Here is a 23789-nt window from a genome sequence, read left to right as displayed (position 1 = left end):
TCAGGGATCTTGCCAGGTGCCAGGGGCTCTGAGACATTGCGGGTACTTTCCCGCACGTCACGGAGGTCACGCGTGCCACAGATACGCCCGGCCCTGCTGTCCGTCGCGCTCACGCTGGTGATCGCGACACCGGCCCAGGCCGCGAACGGTCCCGAGATCACCATCGAGAACGGCCGTACGCAGCCCGTCTTCTCCTACGCGGACGCCGTCCGCGAGCACGTGTACGTCGAGTCGGAGGTCGACAGCGACGCAGACGGCAAGCTCGACAGGGTACGGGTGGACATCATCAGGCCCAAGGAGTCCGGCCCCGGGCTGAAGGTCCCCGTCATCATCGACGAGAGCCCCTACTACGACAACTCGGGCCGCGGCAACGAGTCGGAGCGCAAGGTCTACGGCCCCGACGGCAACCTGGTGAAGTTCCCGCTGTTCTACGACAACTACTTCGTGCCGCGCGGCTACGCCGTGCTCAACGTCGACATGCTGGGCACGACCAAGTCCGACGGCTGCCCCGACGTCGGCGGCAAGGCCGACGTGCTGGGCGGCAAGGCCGTGATCGACTGGCTGAACGGCCGCGCCAAGGCGTACCGCGCCGACGGCACCCCGGCCGCCGCCGACTGGACCACCGGCAGGGCGGCCATGATCGGCAAGTCGTACGACGGCACACTGGCCAACGCCGTGGCCGCGACCGGGGTCGAGGGCCTGGAGACGATCGTCCCGATCTCCGCGATCAGCTCCTGGTACAAGTACCAGCGCGCGAACGGCGTGGTCTACAACTACGACTACGCGTCCTGGCTGGCCAACTACGTCGACACCGACCCCGAGGCCAAGTGCCAGGCGGTGCGCGACCAGATGGACGCCCAGGACGGCGACGCCACGGGCGACTACAACCCGTTCTGGGCCGAGCGCGACTACATCTCCGGCCTGCTCGGCGACGCCTCCAAGGTGAAGGCGAGCGTGTTCGTCGTCCACACGGCCAACGACCTCAACGTCAAGCCCGACAACTTCTCCGCCTGGTGGCAGGCGCTGGCCGACAGGGGCGTGCCCCGCAAGATCTGGGTCGGCCAGTACCAGCACGTCGACCCGTTCGACTTCGAGGGCCGCAGGGACCTGTGGGTGGACACACTGCACCGCTGGTTCGACTACTGGCTGCTCGACGTGGAGAACGGCGTCATGCGCGAGCCCCGCGCCGACGTGCAGCTCGGCCCGACGCAGTGGATCAAGCAGCGCGACTGGCCCGCCCCGTTCGCCACGAAGGTGGCGCTGCGCCCGGCCGCCGACGGCACGCTCGGCCTCCTGCCCGCGGGCAAGGGCGAGACGGCGTCGTTCACCGACGTGCGCATGAGCGAGAACGCCATGGTCGCCGACATCGGCACGGCCAAGGACGGCCGGGTCGCGTTCACCACCGGCGCGCTGCCGCTGAGCCTGCGGCTGTCCGGCACGCCGACCGCCGACCTGCGCGTCAAGCTGGACAAGCCGACCGCGAACCTGACGGCGCTCCTCGTCGACCTCGGCGACGACACCCGCGTCGACTGGCGCACCGGCCAGGGCATCACCACGCTGGCCGAGGAGGACTGCCACGGCGAGAGCACCGCCCAGGACGACGCCTGCTACCACAAGGTCGCCACGAACGTCGCCACCCGGCCCCTGGAGATCGTCGCCCGCGGCTGGATCGACGTGCAGAACCGCGGCTCGCTCGACACGCCGTCGCCGCTGCCCGTGGGCACGTACGGCAAGGTCAAGTGGCTGACGATGCCGCACGACTACACCTTCAAGAAGGGCCACAGGATCGCGCTGGTGATCGCGGGCACCGACGCGACCTACAGCGGCGAGGCGGGCACCGGCGCCGCCGTCACCGTGGACCTGGCGAAGAGCTCGGTCGTGGTGCCGTTCGCGCTGTCGCTGCCGCTGTCCGACATGCCGAAGGACAAGGCGAGGTTCCGCGGGCCCGGCAGGATCGAGCTGCCGCAGCCGGAGCGGACGTTCGACTTCTTCTGACCGGCTCCCGCCGCGCCGGTGTCCGGCGCGGCGGGTCGCATTCTGGCCGAGGGCTCCGGGCATCCGTCCGGGGCCCTCAGCCGCATCTGAAGGCGGTCCAGGACACCGGCAGCGTCAGCGTGCCCGACGCGCGGGCGGTGCCCGCCGTGCGCCTGCCGTCACCCGTGGCCGTGCCCTTCCAGCGCACGACGATCTTCCCCGACTGCCGCACCGGCACCGGCGGGCAGCCCGGACGCGGGGCGACCTCCTTCACGCGGAACGTCGTGCCCGACACCGTGACGCCGCCCGTCCCGGTGGCCGAGACGATCGCGCAGGCGCCACCGCAGGAGAGCGTGAACGACCCGGTCCGCGCCGTGCCCAGGCGCAGCGACGCCGGGCTCAGCCTGGCCGCGGGCGGCTCGGGGCGGGGCAGTTCCGCCTGTTTGCGCACCGGGGTGAGCGTCCCCTCCTCCTGCGCGCCCGCGGGGGTGAGCGTCCCCTCCTGCTGCGCGCCCGCCCGGGCGGCCGGGCCGTCCTGCGCGGCGGCGCGGTCCGGCCGGTCGGGCAGCGCGCCCGCCTGCGCGGAGGCCCGCGTCACCGGCTGCTGCTCCTGCGCCTTCGCCAGCGACCACACCAGGCCGACGACCAGCAGGCCCACGCCCGCCATGAGCGCGACCCGCACCACGACCCTGACCGGCTGGCCCGCCTCGTCGTCCTGCGGCGGACGGTCGCGCCAGGGCTCCTCCCGCTCGCCGGCCGGCACGGGGCGCCGGTCCGCGGCGGAGGTGATGCCGCCGTACCTGATGATCGCCTTGCCGTTGGCGGCCGCGCCGTAGACGAGCTTGTCGCCGTACGCGCCGCCGCCCGGTGCCCCGCCGTGGGCCCCACCGTGCGAACCGCCGCGCACGCCCCGGGTCCGGCTGGGCGGGGTGAAGGGATGACGCCCGTGCGCCGTGCCCCCCGCCCTGCCCCTCTGCAGGGCCGAGGGTTCCTGGCCGGCGGCGGCCGCGCCCGCCGCCGGCCAGGAGGTTTCCCCGGTCGCCGTCGTGGGGTCGGCGACCGGGGAGTCCAGGAGCTCCTCCGCGACCGGCGCGCTCAGCACCCCGCTCCCGGCGCCCGCCCCCGCGAGGTCAGGCACGGCGGGGAAGGGCGGCACGGCGGGCTCCGACGCGGCGGGGAAGGGCGGCACGCCGTGCTCCGAGCCGGCGCGGAAGGAGGGAAGAGCGAGCTCGGGGACGGTGGGGAAGGGGGGAACAGCGGGCTCGGGGACGGCGGGGAAGGCCGTCGGCGCGGGCTCCGGGAGGAGGCGGGCCTGCGCAGGGAAGCCGTCCGCCCGCCACATCGGCCCCTCGCCGGGCAGGGGCGCGGCCGACTCCAGCCGTTCCACGAGCGTGTCCGGAAGGGCGGCCATCGGCAGGCGGCGCAGCAGCGCGCCCGCCGACACCGTCCTCGGGGCCGTCCTGCACGCGTCGCAGGACGGGATGTGGCGGCCGATCCTGGCGCGCGCCCGCCGTCCCGGCGCCGCCAGCCAGGCGTCCACGCGCGCGGCCAGCTCGGGGCAGCCGTCACCGGACCGCGCCGCGATCACCGCGGCGAACCAGCCCTCCAGGCCCCGCGCGGCCCGGGTGACGACGGCCCGCACCTCCTGCGCGCGCAGCTCGAAGATCAGGGCCAGCTCGCTGTCGGCGAGCCCGTGCCGTACGGACAGGTCGAGCAGCTCCCTGTGCGGACGGTCCAGCGAGAGCAGCGCCTCGGGCAGCAGCTCCGACACGCGTCCGGGGCGCGACCAGGAGCCGATGCTCGCCGGTTCCGCGGCCACGGCGCGGTGCGCGCGGGCCAGCGCGTAGAACCAGGCGCGCCGCAGCGCCGGGTCGCCGAGCCGGTCGGCGTACAGGTGCGCGGTCAGGAGCGTCCCCGCGACCGCCTGCTCGGCGCCTGACGCGCCCAGCTCGGTGCGGCAGTAGTCGTAGAGCCGGGATCCGTGCGCGGCGCACAGCTCGCGGACGGCCCGGCGGGCCTCGTCGGACAGGGCTTGCCACATCCGGGGTCACACCTCTTTACCTCGGCCCATGTCGGGCTCAGTCGTGCGCGGGACCGGAGGCGCGCCGCCGCGGCGGTGGCCTCGACCTCGGCTCGGTCATGTCGGCTCCCCCTTCTCAGCCGCGCCCGGCGGCGTGCGAGGGGACGGTGTCCAGCAGCGACGCCTGCGCCAGGTAGGCGCGCGTCGCGTCGGGGTCGCCCGCGATGGCGCGCAGCCCCGCCATGGCGGCCTCCAGCCTGGCGCTGTCGCGCTCGCGCACGCCCGCCAGCCGGGTCTCGCCGCGCGGCATCACCCGCTGCAGCAGCACCGAGCGCCGCCGCCACGCCCACGCCTCCAGCGCGGCGGGCGGGGCGAAGCCGCCCAGCACGGCCGCCAGCACCTGCCCGGCCTCGGCGGCGTCGTGGATGCCGGCGTTCATGTTGAGCCCGCCCACGGTCGAGGTCAGGTGCGCCGCGTCGCCCACGAACAGCACCCGGCCGCACCGGTACGACGTCAGCACGCCCCGCGACAGCCCGTACCTGTCGGCGCCGGTGATGCGGATCGGCCCGCTCGTGCCCGGCAGCGCCCTGCGCAGCAGCAGGGAGAGGTTCGGCACGGACAGCGGCTCGCGCGCGTCGCACGGGATCCTGAAGATGATCCGCCAGTGGTCGGGCAGCGCCATCAGCGTGCACGACTGCTGCACGTCCCGTACGTACGTGAGCGGCGCGAGGTCGGGCAGCAGCCGGTCGAGCGGCGAGTCGGTGAACACCCGCAGCGCCTGCGTCGGGTACGACGACCGGGGGAACGGCAGCCCGAGCGAGCCCCGCACGGTGCTGTGGGCGCCGTCGGCCGCGATCACGTACCTGGCCCTGGCCCAGACCTGACCGATGCGGACGCGGACCCCGGTGCCGCCCTCGGCCACGCCGTCCACCCGGGTGCCGAAGCGCACCTCCGCCTCGGGCCGCGCCTGCAGGGCGGCGAGCAGCAGCGGTGTGAGCGCCGCCTGGTCGGCGTGGACGCGGAACGGGTGCCTGGTCAGCCCGTCCAGCCGGTGCATGCCCATCTCGGCGGGGACGATGCCTGACCTGTCGCGCCACTGCACCCGGTCCACGACCCGCCCGTCGGCCACCAGGCCGGCGGCGACGCCGAGGTCGTCCAGCAGGTCGAGCGTGGCGGGATGGAAGGTGCAGGCGCGCGGCTGCCGGCTCGGGCCGCTCTCCCGCTCCAGCACCACCACCCGGATCCCGGCCCTGGCGAGCGTGAGCGCCGCCGTCAGCCCGGCCGGTCCCGCTCCGACCACGATCACGCCGTTCATGCGGTGCGCCCTCCTCGCGCGGCGGCGAAGCGCCGGTACGGCACCCGGGTGAGCGTGACGGGCCTGCCGATGGCCCGCGAGAGCGCCCACCAGGCGGTGCAGAGGTTGGAGGTCAGCAGCACCCGGTCGTTGCCCTTGCTGAGGGGTTCGAGCACCGGCAGGGTCGGCATGCCGGTGCCGGTGAGCAGCAGCACGGCGTCCCTCGGCGGCTCGGCCAGCTCGACCTGGTCCACCACCTCGGCCGGCGTGATCGCGTACGGCAGGTAGCCGTTCCTGGCCCGCAGCTGGACGACCTGGGTGACGCCCAGCCCGGCGCTCTTCCAGTACCGCTCGGCCAGCTCGGTCAGCCACGGCTGGTACGGCGAGACCAGCACGACGTCGTGGATCCCCGCGTGCTCCACGGCCTCCCGCACGGCCAGCGTGGACGACGCGAACGGCACGCCGGTCTCCGCGGAGAGCATCGCGCACTGCTCCTGGTCCTCCTCCGGCCCGAGGAGGTACCGGGGTTCGCTGCAGGCCATCACCATGGCGTTCAGCGGCAGGCCGTCGAAGGCCGACACCATGTCGGGCAGCGCCTCGTTGTAGCCCTCCAGGCGCTCGTGGTGGTCCAGGCCGGGCCGTACGGGGAAGCGGGTGACGTAGATGTCGGCGCGCGACCCGAGCAGGCGCGTCAGCTCGGGCTCCGCCCAGGGGTTGGCGGGCGCCACGGTCACGCCGACCCTGCCGCGGCTCACGGCGTGCCCCCGGGCGGGGATCCGGCGGGCGCGAGGACGTCAAGGAGCATGTGTTGTCTCTCCTCCTGGGAGGGTGTGGCGGGGTTCAGGAGGCGCGCCGCGGCGCCTGGCCGGTGTCGGGGCGGGGCTGCCCGGGGGGCGGGGGCCCGGCTAGGAGGTCGGTCGGGAGCGGCCGCTCCTGCCGGTCCGCGCGGCGGCGCTCGGCGTGCGCCGGCCTGGCGCGTACGGCGCGCAGCCCGTGGACGGCGCGGGCGGCGGGAGCCTGGCCGGTGTCGCCGTCGCGCGGCTCGGGGGCGTCGGGCCTCGGACGCGGCCGGATGCCGCGCAGGCCGTGGGGCCGCGGGGTGGGCAGCTCGTCGGTGAGCATGGTCGCTCCTGTTCGTCGTGACGTGACGTGCTCGGGGCGGGCGGCGTGGCTCCGCCGACGGGCCGGCGGGCCCACCCCGCCGGGCGCGGCCCCGTGAGCCGACCCGTGAGCCGACCTGTGAACCGGTTCGTGACCCGACGCCACGGCGACCCGCACCAGCGCCGTGGCGGCGAGCACGACGGCGGATCCAGGCGCACCCACCCGCGCCCGTCCGCCGGCACGGAGGCGCGCACGGGCATCGGCCCGTCCGGTGACGGCCGGTCGGCCGGCACGGTGGCGCCCGTCGCGCCGACCGGGCCGCCAGGCCGCTCCTCCGTGGTCTAACCGGCCCCAGGCGCCGTCCCCTTGGTTGACCGGCGCGCCAGCCGCTTCCGCGCCGGTCGGCGGCACCGTGCCGACCTGGTCGAGCACGTGACACACGGTGCCAGGGGGATGGGACGGCGCCGGGGCCGGCGTCGTGGGCGCCGCCCGCCCCGCGAGGGGGCGGGCGGGCGCCGTCGCGCGAGGACGGCGCGGCGACGTCATGGCGACGTCCCGGCGGTCGCGGTCGCGCAGGGGCGGTTGGGCACGCAGACGCACACCATCCGCTCCGTCAGCCCGGCGCGCGGACCCGGCGCGCGGGGCTGGGGTACCAGTCCGAGTCCGGGCGGCGCGCCTCCGGCGACCGCCCTGGCCACCTTCGCGGCGAGCGCCAGGTGTTCGGCGCAGCGCCGCCCCACCTTGGCCTCCAGCCCCGCCACCTGGGCGAGCCTGAGCCGCAGCGGTTCCAGCGTGGACGTGCGTTCGAGACCGCGCAGGTCGGCCAGCCGGTCGGGCCAGCGCAGCGCCGCCGCGCAGCGCGCCCGCACCTCGCCGGGCAGCTCCGCGGCGGGGAACCCGTCGTGGCGCAGCCGGGTGGCGATCATGACCGCGGTGAAGGCCGTCCTGTCGAAGTCGGCGAGCCGCCCGCTCAGCGCCGCGCTCAGCATCCTGACGCGGTGCCGCAGGAAGGAGGCGCTCCATCCGAGCACGAGCAGCCGGTCGGCGCCCGTCTCCGTGTGCCAGCCGGCCAGCCGCAGCTCGCGGGCCATCCGGTGGTGCAGCCGCCAGCGGTGAGCGGCGCAGTCCAGCCAGACCTGGGCGCCGCCGAAGGGCAGCCCGGTGACGTGCACCGGGGTCCCCGCCGTGCGGGCGCAGATCCGCTCGATCGCCCGTTCCTGACCGGGGACGTCCGGGTCCTTCAGGAACCAGGAGCCGCTCGGCGATTCCTTGGTCACGTGCGGCCACCTCCTCGCCGGAGACTCCCGAGACCCATCCGGCTGTTAAGCCTCACTTTCCACGCGTCTCTGATACTGTGCGGGCACGCCGGGATATGTCAACTGTCAGTTTTCGCATACGTTGATACCCCGATGCCCGGCAGAGGTGGCCCCGTCGGGAGAGGACACCGGCTCCGGAGTCCCTTACGCTGGAGGCGTTCACGGGTGGTAGGAGGTACGCCGTGGCGAACTTCGCCGAGCGGCTCGATCTCGCACTGACGAAGCGCGGTTACACGGGCGCCCAGGTCGCCTCCGCCCTGACGGAGGCGGGCATCCCGATCACGCGCGCGTACGTCAGTCAGTTGCGCACGGGCAAGCAGGCCAACCCCACACTCCAGGTGCTGCGCGCGCTGGCCTCCTGCCTCCAGGTGAGCGTGGGCTGGCTCGTCGGCGACGACCACGTCGAGTCGGGCAGCGTCGAGGACCTCCAGTTCCGCGCCGCCGCCGTCGGGCTGTCGGCCTCCGGGCTGTCCGAGGGGTCGCTCGCCCTGCTGCGCGGCGTGGTCGAGCTCGCGCGCAGGGCCGAGGGCCTGCCGGAGCAGCCTGAGCGGGCCGCCGGCATCCCCGAGGCGTCCGCCCCGCTGTCGGGCCCGCAGCGCAGGGCGCTCGGCGCGCGGCTGCACGGCCTGCGCCTGGCCGCCGAGATGTCGGCCGAGCAGGTCGAGACGGCGCTCGGCAGGGGCGCCGCGGCCGTGCCCGCCGTCGAGGAGGGCAGGCTCGCACCCGCGCCCGCCGTCGTCGAGCGGCTGCTCGGCCTGTACGGCGTCAGCGCCCCCGCGATCCGCGAGTACGTACTGTCCCTGGCCAGGGGAGAGCGCGAGGCCGCCTGGTACGACGCGCAGGGAGTGCCGGTCTGGCTGGCCGCCTCGTACGCGCTGGAGGAGCGGGCCACGCTGATCCGCACCTACCACCCGCAGTTCGTGCCGCCGCTGCTGCAGACCGAGGAGTACGCCCGCGCCGCGCTCGCCGTGACGGGCCCGGAGACGCTCGGCCAGCCGTCGGTCGAGGAGGCGCTGCCGCTGGTGCTGGCCCGCCAGGAGGCGCTGGGCCGCGACGGGGTCGTGCTGTGGGCGGTGATCGACGAGAGCGTGCTGCTGCGCGGCATCGGCGAGCCGCACCTCCAGTTGGAGCAGATCGACGCGCTGATCGGCCACGCCAAGCGGCCGACGGTCTCGCTGCACGTCGTGCCGGTCGACGATCCCGCGTACCTGCCGCGCACCGGCCCGTTCACGCTGTGGCGCTTCGCGGAGGCGTTCGAGCCGGACGTGGCGTGCGTGCACGGCGTGGAGTCCGACGCGCTGATCAGCGACCCGGGGGCGGTGGAGGCGTACCACCAGGCGTTCACGAAGCTGTCGGTCACCACCACCACCCGCGAGGAGACCGTGGAGCTGCTGACTCGGCACCGGGAACGGATCTCGCGCACGATCGGCCATTGATCGCGCCTTTTTGATCATTTATGTCAATGATCAGGCGCTATGCCAGTAAGGCATATTTCCTGAAAATTCAGGGGCATTTGTGTTGTCTTCTCTGGGCCATGGGGGATCATATGGTCTGGGTCATCGAGTGGGGTCCAAAAGATCGTTCTTTCCCGACGTAGTGGGCGAGGGGAAAGGGGCAACACTCAAATGCGTCAGCGTGCTATCCGAAACCTGGCGAAGCTCGAGATGACCCAAGCGAGAATCACTCGCGTCCTTGATGCGGCCGCGGGTGGAAAGAACCATTTCACGGCGGACCGCGATGCCGTGCGGCGGTACGACATGGCGGCCCCCGTCACCACCACCGCGGCGCGTGCCGTCCTTGAGCATCTGGGCCGCGTGGTACGCCACCTGGCCGCGTCGGGTGTGGACCAGTTCGTGGTCATCGGCAGTGGTGTCCCCAGCGGGCTGCCGCCGGGCAGCCAGTTGCACGACGTCGCCCGCGAGGCGTACGGGTGCGCCGCCCGCGTCGTGTACGTCGAGAGCGACCCGATGGTGCTGGCCGCCGCGCGCGCCACCATCGAGCCGGTGACGGACCTGGTGCGGGTGGTCGAGGGAGACGTGCGGGAGATCGACGAGCTGCTGGACGACCACGTCGTCCAGACGTTCCTCGACTGGGAGAGGCCCATGGCCGTCCTGCTGGTCTCCAGCCACAGCCTGGACGACGACGAGTACGCCCACTACGTGGTCAAGCGGCTGCGCCAGGAGGTCCCCGACGGGAGCTACCTCTCGCTCATCCACACGACGTTCGACGGCGTGCCGGCCGAGCTGGTGCCCGCCATCAGGGACCTGCTGGCGATGACGCTGCCCGGCCACGCGATCCGCACCCGGGCCGAGGTGGAGGCGCTGCTCGACGGACTGGACCTGGTGGAGCCCGGCCTGGTCTGGGTGCCCGAGTGGCGTCCCGACGGCCGCGGCGCGGCCTGCGCCGACCAGCCCACCACGTCCGGCAACTACGGGGCCGTGGCCCGCCTGCCCTGACCTCCGGCCCCTCACTCAGGCCGGCGACGGCGCGTCAGGCGGACGACGGCGCGTCAGGCCGCCATCGAGTCAGGCCGCCATCGAGTCAGGCCGCCATCGAGTCAGGCCGCCATCGAGTCAGGCCGCCATCGAGTCAGGCGGCGGCGTGTCAGGCGGTCACCGGCGTCTCGGCCGACCCCTTGGCCGGCTCGACGCCGAACGCGAGCACGGCCACGACGGCCAGGACGAGCGGCACCGCGCCGAGCAGCGCGGTCGCGCCGATGGAAGGGGCCGTCGCGCCCGCCACCAGCACGGCGGTCACGGCCACGCCTCCCAGCTTGCCGACCCCCGCCGACAGGCCGGAGCCGCGCGAGCGCACCCGGGTCGGGTAGATCTCGGAGCTGTAGGCCGCGAGCACCGCCGCGATGGCCGCGGTGCCGACGATCGGCCCGGCCAGCAGCAGGTACAGCCAGGTGCGGTCCTGGGCCAGCGTCTCACCCGCGAACGACAGCACCGCCAGCGCCGCGCCCACCAGCGCCGTCAGCACGACGATCGTCTTCTTGGCGCTCCACAGCCCGTACATCGCGGCGGACACGAGGATCAGCGGCAGCCCCAGCAGGGTCGAGTCGCGCAGCGCCCGATCGGCCGTCTGCTGGTCGAGGCCGAGCCGCTGCAGGTTCGACGGGATCCACAGCTGGAACCCGTACGTCACCAGCCCGATGCTCAGCCCGAGGACCACCACCGCCACCGTCAGCCCGGTGAAGGGCGGGCGGAACAGCCGCGAGTAGCCGCCGCCGTGGTCGTCCTCCACCCGTTCCACCTCCTCCTCCCGCGCCTGCGCCGTGGCCGCCGCGCCGTAGCGCGCCATGATGGCGCGGGCCTCCTCGTCACGGCCGTGCGCCAGCAGGAAGCGCGGCGACTCGGGGATGAACCGGTTGAGCAGGATGAGGAAGACCCCGGTCGGCATGCCGACCAGCCACAGGATCCGCCACGAGTACGTGGGCGCGAGCGAGGCCGACAGCCAGCTCGCCGCCAGGTACGCCACGGCCAGGTTGCCGCCGATGAGCACCATCACCCACCCCTTGTGCCTGGGCGGGATCGTCTCGGCCAGCAGCGAGAACGTGATCGGCAGCATGCCGCCCGCGCCCAGCCCCATGGCCACGCACATGGCGAGGTTCCAGCCGAAGTCCGGCATGGCACCGCAGATCGCCGTGCCGATGAACAGCACGCCGGCGAACAGGATCGACGGCTTGCGCCCGATCTTGTCCCCCATCCAGCCCCACAGCAGCGACCCGAGCACGGTGCCGGTGAGCCCGGCCAGCGGCAGCAGCGCCACCGGCAGGTCGCCCGCCGGGTTGAGCGCGGACTTCAGCCCGTACTCCTTGGCCATGCCGGGCGCGACGAAGCCCAGCGTGATCGGCTTCATCGCGTCGATCACGACCGCGACCGACATGACGACGATCAGGCCGATGTGCGCGGGACGCATCCGCGCGTCGTCCAGGGCCCTGACCCGCACCTCGGCGGCGGGTCTGGCGGTCAGCGCCCCCGGCGGAACCAGCCCGTAGGCGGTGACCAGCAGGCCGGCGACGATGAGCGCCATGCCGACGGCCATCGGCGTGTCCATCGGCATCCCGGCCAGGTGGTAGTGCATGTCCGCGCCGTGCAGGTACATCGGCAGATGGAGCACGACCCCCGCGACCGTGGCCAGGAAGCCCAGCCAGAAGTACAGCGGCCGGGCTAACGCGACGCCCCCCATGTTCTCTCTCCTCGGATTCACAGGAGGCGGCCCCCCCGCAGCCGCCACTTGACGAACAGGACGCGCATCGGTCCGTTCACGAACAGCCACTGGCCCAGCCAGACCGTCGCGAACATGACCGTGAACGCCCACACCGGAACGGGCCCCGGCACTCCAGGCACCAGGCCCGCGTCCAGCAGCACCCACATGAGCAGCCCCTCGGGGACGGCCGTGACCAGCCCGAACAGGGTCGGCCAGTCCTTGTCCCAGCGGAACTGCATGAGCAGGTGGTACAGCAGCTCCCAGCCGACGCCCACGACGGCGACGGCCAGCAGCACGAGGAAGGCGTGCGTGAACGACATCGGCAGCACCAGCGTGACCAGCGCGGTCAGCACGACGCCGATGGTGGACAGCGCGAACAGCCGGGTCTGGATCCGCCCGGCAAGAGTGGGGATCACTCCGGCCTCCTGTTGGCCGCCCAGCGCAGCCACTGGGCGGCGGACCGCACCGGCCCGAGCCCCTCGCAGAAGCCGCGCCTGGTCAGGTCGTCGGCGATGTCGAGTGCGGCGGTCTGCATGCCGAGGAAGCTGTCGACGGCGAGGAAGTGGTTGCCCGCCGTGGCGGCGCCCGAGGCGTACAGGACGCCGCCCTCGCTCTCGGCGCCCAGCACTTCGAAGCTCTCGCCGACCTGGAGCCTGCCCGCCTTGTTCCGCCGGGCGCCGCCGTGCGTGAGCAGGTCGTCGAGGACCCGGTGCTCCGGCATGTCGGCCTCCAGGCCGGTGCAGTCGATGATGAAGTCGGAGACGAACTGCGCGGGCGCGCCGTTCGCGCTGCGGGTGAAGCTCACCAGCCGGCCGTCGGGCGCCTGGTCGATGCGTTCCACGACGGCCTGCAGCGGGTGGTACCAGCCCTGCCGCCTGCCGGTGTCCATCTGCTCCTGCCAGCGCCGCAGCTTCGGCGTGGTCGTGCCCGCCACCAGCTTCGCCAGCTCGGCCCGCCGCTCCGGCGACGCCCTGCGGAAGCGCGCCTTGAGCTGGCCGCCGAACGCCGACTTCGGCATGGTGAACGCCTGGTAGGCCCACCCGTCGCCGCCCTTGCGCCGCATGAACGGGTGCGGGCCGTGCGGCCCGGTGACGTACGTGCGGAACAGCTGGACGATCTGGGTGTGCAGGCCGTGCCGCTCCCTGTCGTCCATCAGGCGCTGGAGCACGCGGGAGGCCACGATGCCCGCGCCGCGCAGCACCACCGTCCCCGGGCGCCTCCTCAGCTGGTCGTAGACGTGCTCGTGCGGCTCGTACGCGTTGACCACCCGGTACCGCTCGCCCCTGGCCTGGCGGAACTCCTGCAGGTCGTCGAGGAACTTCAGCCCCGGGTAGCCGACCGCGAGGTGCACGTACTGGGAGCGCAGGGCCACCCGCTTGGTGGGCGAGGCGCCCGCCGGAGGGGTGAGCACCGTGTAGTAGCCGCCGCCCGCGCGCTTCCTGACCATGCGCACCTGGCCCTTGGCCAGCATCTCCCAGTAGCCGATGCGCTCGGCCTCACGCTGCACCGACGCCATGACCAGCCCGGCGCGGGGCGCGTAGAAGTCGGCGAGCAGCGGCTCCGTCAGCACCTGCGCGAGCGGCTTGAGCGAGCGGTCGCGCCAGGCCTCCTGCAGCGCGTACGAGGGGAAGCCCCAGATGTTGTCGGGACGGGCGCCGGAGTCGGAGCGGATGCGCTCGTGCGCGGGCAGCTGGGAGACCCGGGTGAGGTACTCCCACGTCTGCCACGGGGTGTCACTGGTGGACAGCACGCGCAGGTGGCTGGTCGGCACACCGCGGACGCGCAGGACGTCGAGCAGCGTGAACGAGCCGAAGCCGCCGCCGACGGACACCAGCGGCACGTCGTAGACGGGGATGCCGGCCCCCTGGACCAGCCAGTCGGTCCACACCGACGAGCCGATCAGCTCCGGCGTCAGATCCCCGTGGGCCATGGTCACGTTCCCTCCCCGGAGGGTAAAGGTAACGTAAATCCGGTTTCAGTCCCACCAGAAGGACCAGGCGTGCCCTCCGGCGATCTGCTCGGCGTAGCTCTGGAGGTCGCCGGGGCCCTGCACCACGTTGTCGGGGCAGAACGCCCAGTGCTCGGCCGCGACGTGCAGCGCGTGCTCCGGCTCGGTCGGCGGCGCCGCCACGCTGAGGTCGAGGGTGTTGAAGCCGACGCTCACGACCCGGGCGCCGAACCGGTCCTCCCAGCTGCGCACCACCGCCGCCATCGGCACCATCCACTCGTTGTGGTGCAGCGCCCCCTGCCAGCCCATGACGGCCAGCGCGTCGGCGCCCCGGTGCGCCGCCACCAGGCCGAGCGGCATGCCCCTCGGCGCGAGCTCGCCCGCGTACCAGTCGGCCACCGCGCCGGGGTCGGCGCGCAGCACGCCGGGCGGCGCCAGCCCGGGGCAGATCGCCCCGAACGGCTCCAGCTCGCCCAGCGCCTCCGGCGGCATCTGCGCCACCCACTCCTGCCAGACCTCGGCCATGAACCCCTCGGCCGTGAAATGGTCGATCTGCCGGGGATCGTCCGGCACGATCTGGCCGATCGCCCAGGGCTGCGCCGACTCGTCCAGCAGGATCGGCCACAGCCCGCTGCGCGCGTGCCCCTTGCGGAACCGGGCCCACTCCGCGGCGGTCACGGGCTCGTCGCTCATCCAGAACGCAGGCCTGGCCGCCCTGCCCAGCCCGGTGTAGCCGGGGTCGGGCCAGACGGCGTCGCCCGCGGGCAGCCGGGCCGGCAGGGTACGCCCCCTGCCGCCGTCGGCGAACAGCTGCGACAGCTCGCGCGGCAGCTGGTGATCCTTCATGCCCTACCGTTCCGATGCCGAATCCCGTCTCGGAGATGGTAGTGCCGCGACCGGCTCCCGCGGCTTCCGCGGTGGACGATCTCCGCGGGGTTCCCCCGGGGTGCCGCGCGCGGGGCAGAATGTGGGCTGTGACCCCCTTCGACGCGGTGCTCTGCGACCTCGACGGCGTGCTCCGCCACTTCGACCACGACCAGCAGGCCGACATCGAGGCCCGCTACGGCCTCCCGCTCACCGCCACCGCCTTCGCCCCCGAGCTGATCATGCCGGCGACGCTGGGGCGCGTCACCGAGGCGCAGTGGGCCGAGTCGATCGCGGCCGCCCTGGGCGGCGACGAGCCCGCCAGGCTGGCCGTGGCGGAGTTCATGCAGGTGCGGTTCTGGGTGGACGAGCAGGTCAGGGAGCTGCTGGCCAAGGCGCAGGCCCGTGTGCCCGTCGTCCTCGTGACCAACGCCATGGACACCCTGGAGGAGCACCTCGACAGGCTCGGCCTCACCTACTTCGCCGACGACGTCGTCAGCAGCGCCAGGGTCGGCGTGGCCAAGCCCGACAGGCGGATCTACGAGATCGCCGCCGAGCGGGCCGGGGCCGCGCCCGAGCGCTGCCTGTTCGTGGACGACCGGCTGGAGAACGTCGCGGCGGCCAGGGAGCTGGGCATGACCGGCGTCCACTACCGCACCTACGACGACCTCGCCACCGCCCTCGGCTGACCGCCCGCTTCGGGGACCGTCAGTGCCCGGCGCCGGCCATGTCGAAGAAGCGCCGCTCCAGCTCCACCGCCCGGCGGAACACGGCCAGCACCTCCGCCCGGCGCGCCGCGTCCAGCGCGGGGCCCAGGCGGTCCAGCTCGCCCCGCAGGAACGCCACCCAGGCGCGGAACTCCTCGCCCTCGTGCAGCTCGATCCACTCGCGGTGCACCCAGTTCTCGGGCGGCGGCCCCGACAGGCGCGACGCCCAGCCGAGATAGCACCACTCGGCCACGCACAGCACCGCCGCGATCAGCGGGTAGTCCAGCGACCGGCGCACGTCGTCCATCAGCCGCGCGAACTCCGCCGTCACCGGCTCGGTCGCGGCCTCGGTGCTGCCGCCGAGCGCCTCCAGCGCCCGGTGGAAGTACGTCTTCTCCTCGGTGGTGGCCACCTGGCCCAGGAATCTGCCGTACGGCACGCGGGCCTCGAAGGTGTCGGCGGCGGCCACGGCCGCGCCCAGCAGGGCGGTGAAGGAGTCGACGAACTGGAAGTCCTGCTCCAGGTAGCGCCGCATGGCGGCGTCGGGGACGTCGCCGGTGGTGATGGCCGCCGCGAACGGATGGGCGACGACGGCGTCCCACTCGGACGCGCACTGCTCACGCAGCCAGGCGCTGAAGGATCCCTCACTCACACCCCCGACTCTAGCCGGGGGCCGGCGTCCTTTCCGGGGAGGGGGCTGGGGCTCGGGGGAGGGGCGGCGTCCTTCCCTGCTCGGAGCCGCCGCCCCCTGGCGGGGTGGGCCGCGTGGGCGGGGCCGGGGGCGGCGGCGGTCGAAGGGAGGGGGTCAGTAGCCGCCGCCGGGGGCGCGGGTCGGCGGCGCCGTGGCGGTGGAGGAGGGGGCCGGCTGACGCGGCGCGGCGGCCCCGGCGGGGCGGATCAGCCCGATGAGCCCGTGCTTGGCGCCGTCGATCCCGGCGGAGAACCACAGGGCGTTCGCGCCGCCGTTCCGCGCCGTGCCCGGCTCCAGGTCCCACAGGCCCGGCACGCTGATCGCCCGGCCGTCCGCGCCGCGCAGCGCGCCGAGGTGCCGGTCGCCCTTGTACGCGTGGATCGTCCCGTCGCCGAAGTTGCCCACGAGCAGCGCCCCCGCGAGCGGGCCGAACGCCCGCGGCGCCGCCACCATGGCCCACGGGGCGTTGAGCCCGACCTTCGAGACGCGGCCGGTGAGCTTCCCGCCGGGGGTGAAGCGGCTCACGAACCCCTTGCCTGCCCCGAAGACCGGCTTGCCGGTGGCGGGGTCGCGCAGCGCGTACGAGATCCAGACGCTGCCGCCGAAGGCGGCGACGTTGTAGGCGTGGTACCCGGACGGCACCGCCTGGTCCCTGAACTGCCAGGGGGCCAGGCGGACCCGCCGGAAGTCCTGGTCGAAGGCGTGGACGCGCCCGTGGGCGAAGTCGGTGGCGAGCAGGAAGTCGCCGTCGTCGCCCTGGACGAGTTCGAGCCCCTTGTAGTCGGCCCCCCGCGTGAACGCCGCGATGATCGCGTTCGCCGGGTCGGCCTGGGCGTTCCAGCCGGTGATGGCGCCGCTGGGGCTGGCGAAGATGAACGTGGCGGGCAGGCCCTTGACGGTGAAGCCGCGTCCGGGGTTGAACACCTGCCCGGTGGGCGCCCCGCCGGGGATGGCGACCTCGGTCCGCTCCTTCCTGCCGGCGCCGGAGTAGACGGTGGCGGTGCCGGTGCCGGTGTTGGACACCCAGAGGGTCTTGCCCATGGCCATGCCCCAGGGGTTGACGACCTTGGGGTCGGTCACCGGAGCCTTGCCCTTGACGTCGGAGACGAGGTTGACGACGTCGAACCGGGTCGCGGCGGCCGCCGTCCTGGCAGGGAAGGCGGCCGTCGTCCCCGCCGCCTGCGCGGGGACGGTGAGCGTGCTTCCCGCGGCGGCGGCGACAGCGCAGAGCGTGAGGATGCGTGACCGCATCGTGCCTCCTAGTTGGCGCTTGTGACGGGGGATACGCGCGCGGCGGGAAGCGGGTTCAGTAGGGTCCGGATTTCGCCGTCCACTGAGGGAAGAGGGGAAGCCATGCTGGTGCTGGGCATCGACATCGGAGGTTCGGGGATCAAGGGCGCACCGGTGGACACGGAGTCGGGGACGCTGACGGCGGAGCGCCTGCGCGTCCCCACCCCGCGGCCGTCGGCTCCTGAGGGCGTGGCGGAGGCGGTGCGGCAGATCCGCGCGCACTTCGGCTGGGACGGCCCCGTCGGCGTCACCTTCCCCGGGGTGGTGCGCGACGGCGTCGTCAGGACGGCGGCGAACGTGGACAGGTCGTGGGTCGGGGTGGACGCGGCGGAGCTGTTCGGCGCGGCGGCCGTGCTGAACGACGCCGACGCGGCGGGCATCGCGGAGATGGCGTTCGGCGAGGGCCGGGGCCGCGCGGGGACGGTGCTGGTGCTGACGTTCGGCACGGGCATCGGCAGCGCGCTGTTCGCCGACGGCACACTCGTCCCGAACACCGAGCTGGGCCACCTGCAGTTGCACGGCGGCGACGCCGAGCACCGCGCGGCCGCCAGGGTGCGTGAGGAGCACGACCTGAGCTGGGAGAAGTGGGCGCAGCGCGTGGAGGAGTACCTGCGGCACGTGGAGATGCTGTTCTCGCCGTCGCTCATCGTCGTGGGCGGCGGCGTCAGCAGGAAGGCGGACAAGTTCCTGCCGTACGTGCGGCTGGACACGCCGGTGGTGCCCGCGGCGCTCCGCAACCAGGCGGGCATCATCGGCGCGGCCCTGGCGGCGGCCCGGGGCTGACCGGGGGAGGCGGCCCCGTCAGCCGGACAGGGCCGTGGCCATCGAGTCGAGCTGGGCGAGCAGGATGCGGGTCTGCGCCTCGTCGAGGGCGGACGTCATGCGGCGCTCGATCGCGAGGACGTCCGCCCTGGCCGCGGCGAGCCTGCTCGCGCCGAGCGGGGTGAGCCGGGTGGGCAGGGCGCGCCCGTGGGGCGCGCTGGCGGGCCGCTCCACCAGGCCGGCGTCCTGCAGGTTCTGCAGCATCGCGTTCATGGACTGCCGGGTGACGAACGCGTCCCTCGCCAGCTCGGCGTTGGACAGTCCGGGCCGCTGGCCGAGCAGCTCCAGGCAGACGTACTGGGGGGTGGTGAGCCGGTGGGCGCGCAGGGTGTCGTCCATGGCGGCGCGCAGGGCGGCCTGCACCCGCTTGAGCTGGTAGCCGACGAGGCGCCCGAGGTCCTCTTGTCTCATGTCAGGATTCTGACATAAGCTTCCCTATGTCAAAACTCTGACATAGGGAGCACCGTCATGACCGTCACCGGAATCGACTTCGTCGCCCTCCAGGTACGCGACCTGGAGGCCGCCGCCGTCTTCTACGAGCAGCGCCTCGGGCTCAGGCGTTCCCCCGCCGGGCCGCCGCACGCCGTCGTGTTCGACACCGAGCCCATCCCCTTCGCCGTGCGCGAGCCGCTCCCCGGCGTCGAGCTCCCGGACCGGCCCGGCACCGGCGTGGCGCTCTGGCTCAAGGCCGACGACGCCCAGCGCCTGCACGACGAGCTGGGCGCGGCGGGCGTCCCGATCGTGGCCCCGCCGGTGGACGGCCCGTTCGGGCGCACGTTCTCGTTCGCCGACCCCGAGGGGTACGTGGTCACCGTCCACGACCGCTGAAACCCGGATATTGAGGTGCGGCGCGCCGGTGACCTCGGGCAGCATGGACCGTTGGCTCCCGGACGGACCCCGGCCGCGGCGCCTTGAATATCCTGAAGAGCGATATGGGATCCTCTGCGTTGTCCTCTCCACTCACCGAGCTCCAGTCACGCCTGCCCGAGCTCATGCCGCGCGACCAGCGGCGGCTGCGGCGCAGGCTCGACGGCGTGCGCCGGGTGCGCTCCCGCGAGGCCCGCGAAAAGATCATCGCGGAGATCCTCGCCGACGCCGAGCGGGCGGAGGAACGCCTCGCCCGCCGCAGGCGCGCCGTGCCGGAGATCACGTACCCGGAGAGCCTGCCGGTCTCGCAGCGCAAGGACGACATCCTCGCCGCGATCCGCGACCACCAGGTCGTGATCATCGCCGGAGAGACGGGCTCCGGCAAGACCACGCAGATCCCCAAGATCTGCCTGGAGCTGGGCCGCGGCGTGCGCGGCCTCATCGGCCACACCCAGCCGCGCCGCATCGCCGCCCGCACGGTCGCCGAGCGCGTGGCCGAGGAGCTCGGCACCGAGCTGGGCGAGGTGGTCGGCTACAAGGTCCGCTTCACCGACCAGGCGAGCGACCGCACCCTGGTCAAGCTGATGACCGACGGCATCCTGCTGGCCGAGCTGCAGAACGACCGTCTCCTCGAGCAGTACGACACGCTGATCATCGACGAGGCGCACGAGCGCAGCCTCAACATCGACTTCATCCTCGGCTACCTCAAGCAGCTCCTGCCGAAGCGCCCCGACCTCAAGGTGATCATCACCAGCGCCACGATCGACCCCGAGCGGTTCTCGCGGCACTTCGGCGGCGCGCCCGTCGTCGAGGTGTCCGGCCGCACGTACCCGGTGGAGGTGCGGTACCGGCCGCTCGGCGAGGACGACGACCAGACGCAGGGCATCGTCGAGGCGTGCAGGGAGCTCGTCACCGAGGGCCCCGGCGACATCCTGGTCTTCCTGTCGGGCGAGCGGGAGATCCGCGACGCCGCCGACGCGCTGTCCAAGGCCGAGTTCCGCAACACCGAGATCCTCCCGCTGTACGCGCGGCTGAGCGCCGCCGAGCAGCACCGCGTCTTCCAGCGCCACAACGGCAGGCGCGTCGTGCTGGCCACGAACGTGGCCGAGACGTCGCTGACCGTGCCCGGCATCAAGTACGTCGTCGACCCCGGCTTCGCCCGCATCTCGCGCTACAGCCACCGCACCAAGGTGCAGCGCCTGCCCATCGAGCCCGTCTCGCAGGCCAGCGCCAACCAGCGCAAGGGCCGCTCGGGCCGCACCTCCGACGGCATCTGCATCCGCCTGTACGAGGAGGAGGACTTCCTCTCCAGGCCCGAGTTCACCGACCCGGAGATCCTGCGCACCAACCTGGCGTCGGTCATCCTGCAGATGACGTCGATCGGCCTCGGCGACATCGAGGCGTTCCCGTTCGTCGAGCCGCCCGACCGCCGCCAGGTCAAGGACGGCGTGAACCTGCTGCACGAGCTCGGCGCGTTCGACGCCCACGGCGCGCTGACCCCGGTCGGCCGCAGGCTCGCCCAGCTCCCCGTCGACCCGCGGCTCGGCCGCATGGTGCTGGAGGCCGACAAGCACGGCTGCCTGCGCGAGGTCATGGTCATCGTCGCGGCGCTGTCGATCCAGGACCCCCGCGAGCGCCCCGCCGACAAGCAGCAGCAGGCCGACGAGAAGCACCGCCGCTTCGCCGACCCCGACTCCGACTTCATGGCCTACCTCAACCTGTGGAACTACCTGCGCGAGCGGCAGAAGGAGCTGTCGTCGAGCGCGTTCCGCCGGCTGTGCAAGGCCGAGTTCCTCAACTACCTGCGCGTGCGCGAGTGGCAGGACATCTACAGCCAGCTGCGCCAGTCGCTCGGCGTCCAGCCGAACAGCGCGCCCGCCGACCCGTACCACGTGCACGTGTCGCTGCTGGCGGGGCTGCTGTCGCACGTCGGTGTCAAGGACGTCATGGACAAGCAGCGCGCCTCCGACGGGCGCAGGCCCATCCAGGAGTACATCGGCGCGCGCAACGCCCGTTTCGCCGTCTTCCCCGGCTCGGTGCTGGCCAAGAAGCAGCCGCAGTGGGTGATGTCGGCCGAGCTGGTCGAGACGTCCAGGCTGTGGGCCAGGGTCAACGCCAAGATCGAGCCCGAGTGGGTCGAGCCGCTCGCCCAGCACCTGGTCAAGCGCACGTACTCCGAGCCGCACTGGGAGAAGAACCAGGGCGCGGTCATCGCGCTGGAGAAGGTCACCCTGTACGGCGTGCCGATCGTGGCGGGCCGCAAGGTCAACTACGGCCGCATCGACCCCGACCTGTCGCGGGAGCTGTTCATCAGGCACGCCCTGGTCGAGGGCGACTGGGACACCCACCACCGCTTCCTCAAGGACAACCGCCGGCTCCTGGAGGAGGTCGAGGAGCTGGAGAACCGGGCCCGGCGGCGAGACATCCTCGTCGGCGACGAGGCCCTGTTCGACTTCTACGACCAGCGCGTCCCCGCCGACGTGGTCTCGGCCAGGCACTTCGACGCCTGGTGGAAGAAGGCCAGGCAGGAGCAGCCCGACCTGCTGACGTTCTCGCCGGAGATGCTGGTCAACGAGGGCGCCGGGGTGAGCGCGCGCGACTACCCCGACACCTGGAAGCAGCTCGGCCAGCGGATGCGGCTGACCTACCAGTTCGAGCCGGGCGCCGACGCCGACGGCGTCACCGTGCACGTCCCGCTCCAGGTGCTCAACCAGGTCAGCTCCCACGGCTTCGACTGGCAGATCCCCGGCCTGCGCGAGGAGCTGATCACCGCGCTGATCAGGTCGCTGCCGAAGAACCTGCGCCGCAACTTCGTGCCCGCGCCCAACTACGCCAAGCAGGTCCTGGCGGCCGTCAGGGCGGGCTCCGAGCCGCTGCTCGACGCGGTCGAGCGCGAGCTGCTGCGGCTGACCGGCGTACGGGTGCCGCGCGACGCCTGGCAGCTCGACCAGGTCCCCGACCACCTGCGCATCACGTACCGGGTGATCGACGAGCGCAAGCGCACCGTGGCCGAGGACAAGGACCTCGACGCGCTGAAAAGGCGGCTCGCGCCGCGGCTGCGCAGGACGCTGTCCGAGGCCGGCGACGACCTCGAACGCACCGGCCTGCGCGGCTGGAGCTTCGGCACGCTGCCGAAGGTGTTCGAGCAGGGCCGCATGAAGGGCTACCCGGCGCTGGTCGACGCCCGCGACTCGGTGTCGATCAAGATCTTCGAGACCGAGGCGGAGCAGCGCCGCTCCCACTGGACGGGCACCCGCCGCCTGCTGCTGCTCAACGTCACCAACCCGGCCAAGTCGCTGCTCGGCGGCCTGTCCAACCAGGCCAAGCTGGCCCTGTCGCGCAGCCCGCACGGCGGCGCGGTGGCGCTCTTCGACGACGTCGTGAACGCCGCCGTCGACAAGCTGATGCACGACCTGGGCGGCCCGGCCTGGGACCCCGCCGGCTTCGACCGCCTCCACCAGCACGTACGGGCCGAGCTGCACGACACCGCCGCCGAGGTGCTGGGCCGGGTGGAGCAGATCCTGAGCGTCTGGCACGCGGCGGGCACCAGGCTCGACGCGCTGCGGCCGGGCGCGGCCACCGACGACGTCCGCGACCAGCTCGGCCGCCTGGTCCATCCGGGCTTCGTCGCGGCCACCGGACACCGGCGCCTGCCCGACATCCTGCGCTACCTCAGGGCGGTCGAGCGCCGGCTCACCAAGCTGCCCGAGGAGCCGTGGCGCGACGAGGAGTGGATGCGGCGCGTCCACAAGGTCGAGGACGACTACCACGACCTGCTGGAGAAGCTGCCGCCGGCCCGGCGGGGCGACCCGGACGTGGTGGAGGTGCGCTGGATGATCGAGGAGCTGCGGGTCAGCTTCTTCGCCCAGACGCTCGGCACGCCCACGCCGGTCTCGGAGAAGCGCATCACCAAGGCGATGGAGCGGCTGGCGCCCTGACCGGCCGTGCCGTCCGGTCGCCTGGCATGGAAAAATCCCCCTGTCCGCTACAAATCCGGCAGGGGGATCGATGATCAAGGCTGTGGTGCTGGACGTCGGTGAGACGCTCGTCGACGAGACGCGCATCTGGTCGCGCTGGGCCGACCGGCTCGCCGTGCCCAGGTTCGCGCTGCTCGGGGTGATCGGCGGCATGGCCGCCCTCGACCGTCCCGCCACCGACGCCCTCGCCCTGGTACGCCCCGGCTTCGACCTGGAGGCGGAGGAAGCGGCCTGGGAACGCGACGACCCGCGCGGCCTGCGCAACCACTTCGACGCCGGCGACCTGTACCCGGACGTCCGCGACGCCCTCGCCGCGCTCAGGGAGGCCGGGTACCAGGTGGTGATCGCGGGCAACCAGCCGAGCCGCGCCTACGACGCGCTGGTCGCCATGGACCTGCCCGCCGACTCGGTGCACACGTCCGAGGGGTGGGGGGTGGCCAAGCCGGCGCCGGAGTTCTTCGCCAGGGTGGCGGAGGTGGCGGGCGTCGAGCCGGAAGCCGTCCTGTACGTGGGCGACCGGCTGGACAACGACGTGCTGCCGGCGGCGCGCGCGGGCATGCGGACGGCGCTGCTGCGCAGGGGCCCGTGGGGCTACCTGCACGCGGCGCGCCCGGAGGCCGCGGCCGCCGACCTGGTGGTCGACGACCTCCACGGCCTGCTGCCCGGCCTGCGCGACCTCACCTGACGCTCTGGCCAGGGCCGGTGC

The 23789-nt window shown here is 73.3% G+C and carries 21 protein-coding genes; 9 read left to right on the top strand and 12 right to left on the bottom strand.

The features are described 5' to 3' along the window. Nucleotides 1–72: 72 nt before the first annotated feature. Nucleotides 73–1995, top strand: coding sequence for a Xaa-Pro dipeptidyl-peptidase (locus BMX74_RS08795; protein ID WP_055506063.1), 1923 nt, complete (start codon nt 73–75; stop codon nt 1993–1995). Between the two features lie 76 nt (nt 1996–2071). Here the strand turns inward: BMX74_RS08795 and BMX74_RS08790 are convergent, their stop codons facing one another. The 4 genes from BMX74_RS08790 to BMX74_RS08775 form a co-directional block, all read right to left on the bottom strand. Further along, nucleotides 2072–4015, bottom strand: coding sequence for a hypothetical protein (locus BMX74_RS08790; RefSeq protein ID WP_055506062.1), 1944 nt, complete (start codon nt 4013–4015; stop codon nt 2072–2074). Nucleotides 4016–4130: 115 nt separating this feature from the next. Then, nucleotides 4131–5309: an FAD-dependent oxidoreductase gene (locus BMX74_RS08785; RefSeq protein WP_055506061.1), complete on the bottom strand. Its 1179-nt coding sequence runs from the start codon at nt 5307–5309 to the stop codon at nt 4131–4133. Next, nucleotides 5306–6043 carry a maleate cis-trans isomerase family protein gene (locus BMX74_RS08780; RefSeq protein WP_091099447.1) on the bottom strand — a complete coding sequence of 246 codons (738 nt, stop codon included), beginning with the start codon at nt 6041–6043 and terminating at the stop codon, nt 5306–5308. Before BMX74_RS08780 ends, BMX74_RS08785 begins: the two co-directional genes overlap by 4 nt. Nucleotides 6044–6128: 85 nt before the next feature. Next, nucleotides 6129–6410: a hypothetical protein gene (locus BMX74_RS08775; RefSeq protein ID WP_055506059.1), complete on the bottom strand. Its 282-nt coding sequence runs from the start codon at nt 6408–6410 to the stop codon at nt 6129–6131. 129 nt (nt 6411–6539) lie between these two features. Here BMX74_RS08775 and BMX74_RS08770 point away from each other — a divergent pair, with 129 nt between their 5' ends. Continuing rightward, a complete protein-coding gene (locus BMX74_RS08770; protein ID WP_143078598.1) occupies nt 6540–6734 on the top strand; it encodes a hypothetical protein in 195 nt (64 codons plus the stop codon). A gap of 197 nt (nt 6735–6931) precedes the next feature. Here BMX74_RS08770 and BMX74_RS08765 read toward each other — a convergent pair whose 3' ends face one another. Further along, nucleotides 6932–7666, bottom strand: coding sequence for a hypothetical protein (locus BMX74_RS08765; protein ID WP_055506057.1), 735 nt, complete (start codon nt 7664–7666; stop codon nt 6932–6934). A 221-nt stretch (nt 7667–7887) separates the two neighbouring features. On the opposite strand from BMX74_RS08765, the gene BMX74_RS08760 reads away from it, so the two are divergent. Both BMX74_RS08760 and BMX74_RS08755 read left to right on the top strand, forming a co-directional pair. Then, nucleotides 7888–9141 carry a helix-turn-helix domain-containing protein gene (locus BMX74_RS08760; RefSeq protein ID WP_055506056.1) on the top strand — a complete coding sequence of 418 codons (1254 nt, stop codon included), beginning with the start codon at nt 7888–7890 and terminating at the stop codon, nt 9139–9141. A 189-nt stretch (nt 9142–9330) separates the two neighbouring features. Beyond that, a complete protein-coding gene (locus BMX74_RS08755) occupies nt 9331–10161 on the top strand; it encodes an SAM-dependent methyltransferase (RefSeq protein ID WP_337959842.1) in 831 nt (276 codons plus the stop codon). 148 nt (nt 10162–10309) lie between these two features. Here BMX74_RS08755 and BMX74_RS08750 read toward each other — a convergent pair whose 3' ends face one another. Genes BMX74_RS08750 through BMX74_RS08735 form a run of 4 tightly spaced genes read right to left on the bottom strand, consistent with a single transcriptional unit; the run spans nt 10310 to nt 14711 of the window. Next, complete coding sequence (locus BMX74_RS08750) at nt 10310–11896, bottom strand: MFS transporter (protein WP_055506054.1); 1587 nt, start codon at nt 11894–11896, stop codon at nt 10310–10312. 17 nt (nt 11897–11913) lie between these two features. After that, the gene (locus tag BMX74_RS08745; protein ID WP_055506053.1) at nt 11914–12333 is read right to left on the bottom strand and encodes a hypothetical protein; all 420 of its coding nucleotides are present in this window, start codon (nt 12331–12333) and stop codon (nt 11914–11916) included. Continuing rightward, nucleotides 12330–13847: a hypothetical protein gene (locus BMX74_RS08740; RefSeq protein WP_055506052.1), complete on the bottom strand. Its 1518-nt coding sequence runs from the start codon at nt 13845–13847 to the stop codon at nt 12330–12332. Before BMX74_RS08740 ends, BMX74_RS08745 begins: the two co-directional genes overlap by 4 nt. A 45-nt stretch (nt 13848–13892) precedes the next feature. Further along, the gene (locus BMX74_RS08735) at nt 13893–14711 is read right to left on the bottom strand and encodes a DUF4253 domain-containing protein (RefSeq protein ID WP_055506051.1); all 819 of its coding nucleotides are present in this window, start codon (nt 14709–14711) and stop codon (nt 13893–13895) included. A gap of 128 nt (nt 14712–14839) precedes the next feature. Between BMX74_RS08735 and BMX74_RS08730 the strand changes: the two genes are divergently transcribed. Then, nucleotides 14840–15418 (top strand): HAD family hydrolase, encoded by a 579-nt coding sequence (locus tag BMX74_RS08730; RefSeq protein WP_236714965.1) that lies wholly within the window; start codon nt 14840–14842, stop codon nt 15416–15418. Nucleotides 15419–15437: 19 nt separating this feature from the next. On the opposite strand, the gene BMX74_RS08725 is transcribed toward BMX74_RS08730, so the two are convergent. Continuing rightward, the gene (locus BMX74_RS08725; RefSeq protein WP_055506049.1) at nt 15438–16088 is read right to left on the bottom strand and encodes a TenA family protein; all 651 of its coding nucleotides are present in this window, start codon (nt 16086–16088) and stop codon (nt 15438–15440) included. A gap of 153 nt (nt 16089–16241) precedes the next feature. Then, complete coding sequence (locus BMX74_RS08720) at nt 16242–17378, bottom strand: TIGR03118 family protein (RefSeq protein WP_091099446.1); 1137 nt, start codon at nt 17376–17378, stop codon at nt 16242–16244. A gap of 102 nt (nt 17379–17480) precedes the next feature. Here BMX74_RS08720 and ppgK point away from each other — a divergent pair, with 102 nt between their 5' ends. Then, nucleotides 17481–18200, top strand: coding sequence for a polyphosphate--glucose phosphotransferase (gene ppgK / locus BMX74_RS08715; protein WP_055506047.1), 720 nt, complete (start codon nt 17481–17483; stop codon nt 18198–18200). Nucleotides 18201–18218: 18 nt separating this feature from the next. Here the strand turns inward: ppgK and BMX74_RS08710 are convergent, their stop codons facing one another. Further along, complete coding sequence (locus tag BMX74_RS08710) at nt 18219–18650, bottom strand: MarR family winged helix-turn-helix transcriptional regulator (RefSeq protein ID WP_091099443.1); 432 nt, start codon at nt 18648–18650, stop codon at nt 18219–18221. Nucleotides 18651–18707: 57 nt separating this feature from the next. On the opposite strand from BMX74_RS08710, the gene BMX74_RS08705 reads away from it, so the two are divergent. From BMX74_RS08705 to BMX74_RS08695, 3 genes are all read left to right on the top strand, one after another. Continuing rightward, nucleotides 18708–19067, top strand: coding sequence for a VOC family protein (locus tag BMX74_RS08705; RefSeq protein ID WP_055506045.1), 360 nt, complete (start codon nt 18708–18710; stop codon nt 19065–19067). Nucleotides 19068–19171: 104 nt separating this feature from the next. Next, entirely contained in the window at nt 19172–23044 is a 3873-nt protein-coding gene (gene hrpA / locus BMX74_RS08700) for an ATP-dependent RNA helicase HrpA (protein ID WP_055506044.1), read from the top strand. Nucleotides 23045–23114: 70 nt separating this feature from the next. Then, on the top strand, nt 23115–23768 hold the full coding sequence (locus tag BMX74_RS08695; protein WP_055506043.1) for an HAD family hydrolase: 654 nt from the start codon (nt 23115–23117) through the stop codon (nt 23766–23768). Nucleotides 23769–23789: the final 21 nt, after the last annotated feature.

The organism is Nonomuraea pusilla (assembly GCF_900109355.1).
GTDB lineage: Bacteria > Actinomycetota > Actinomycetes > Streptosporangiales > Streptosporangiaceae > Nonomuraea > Nonomuraea pusilla.
Note: the sequence above shows the minus strand (reverse complement) of the source record. Positions and strands in the feature narration are given on the sequence as shown.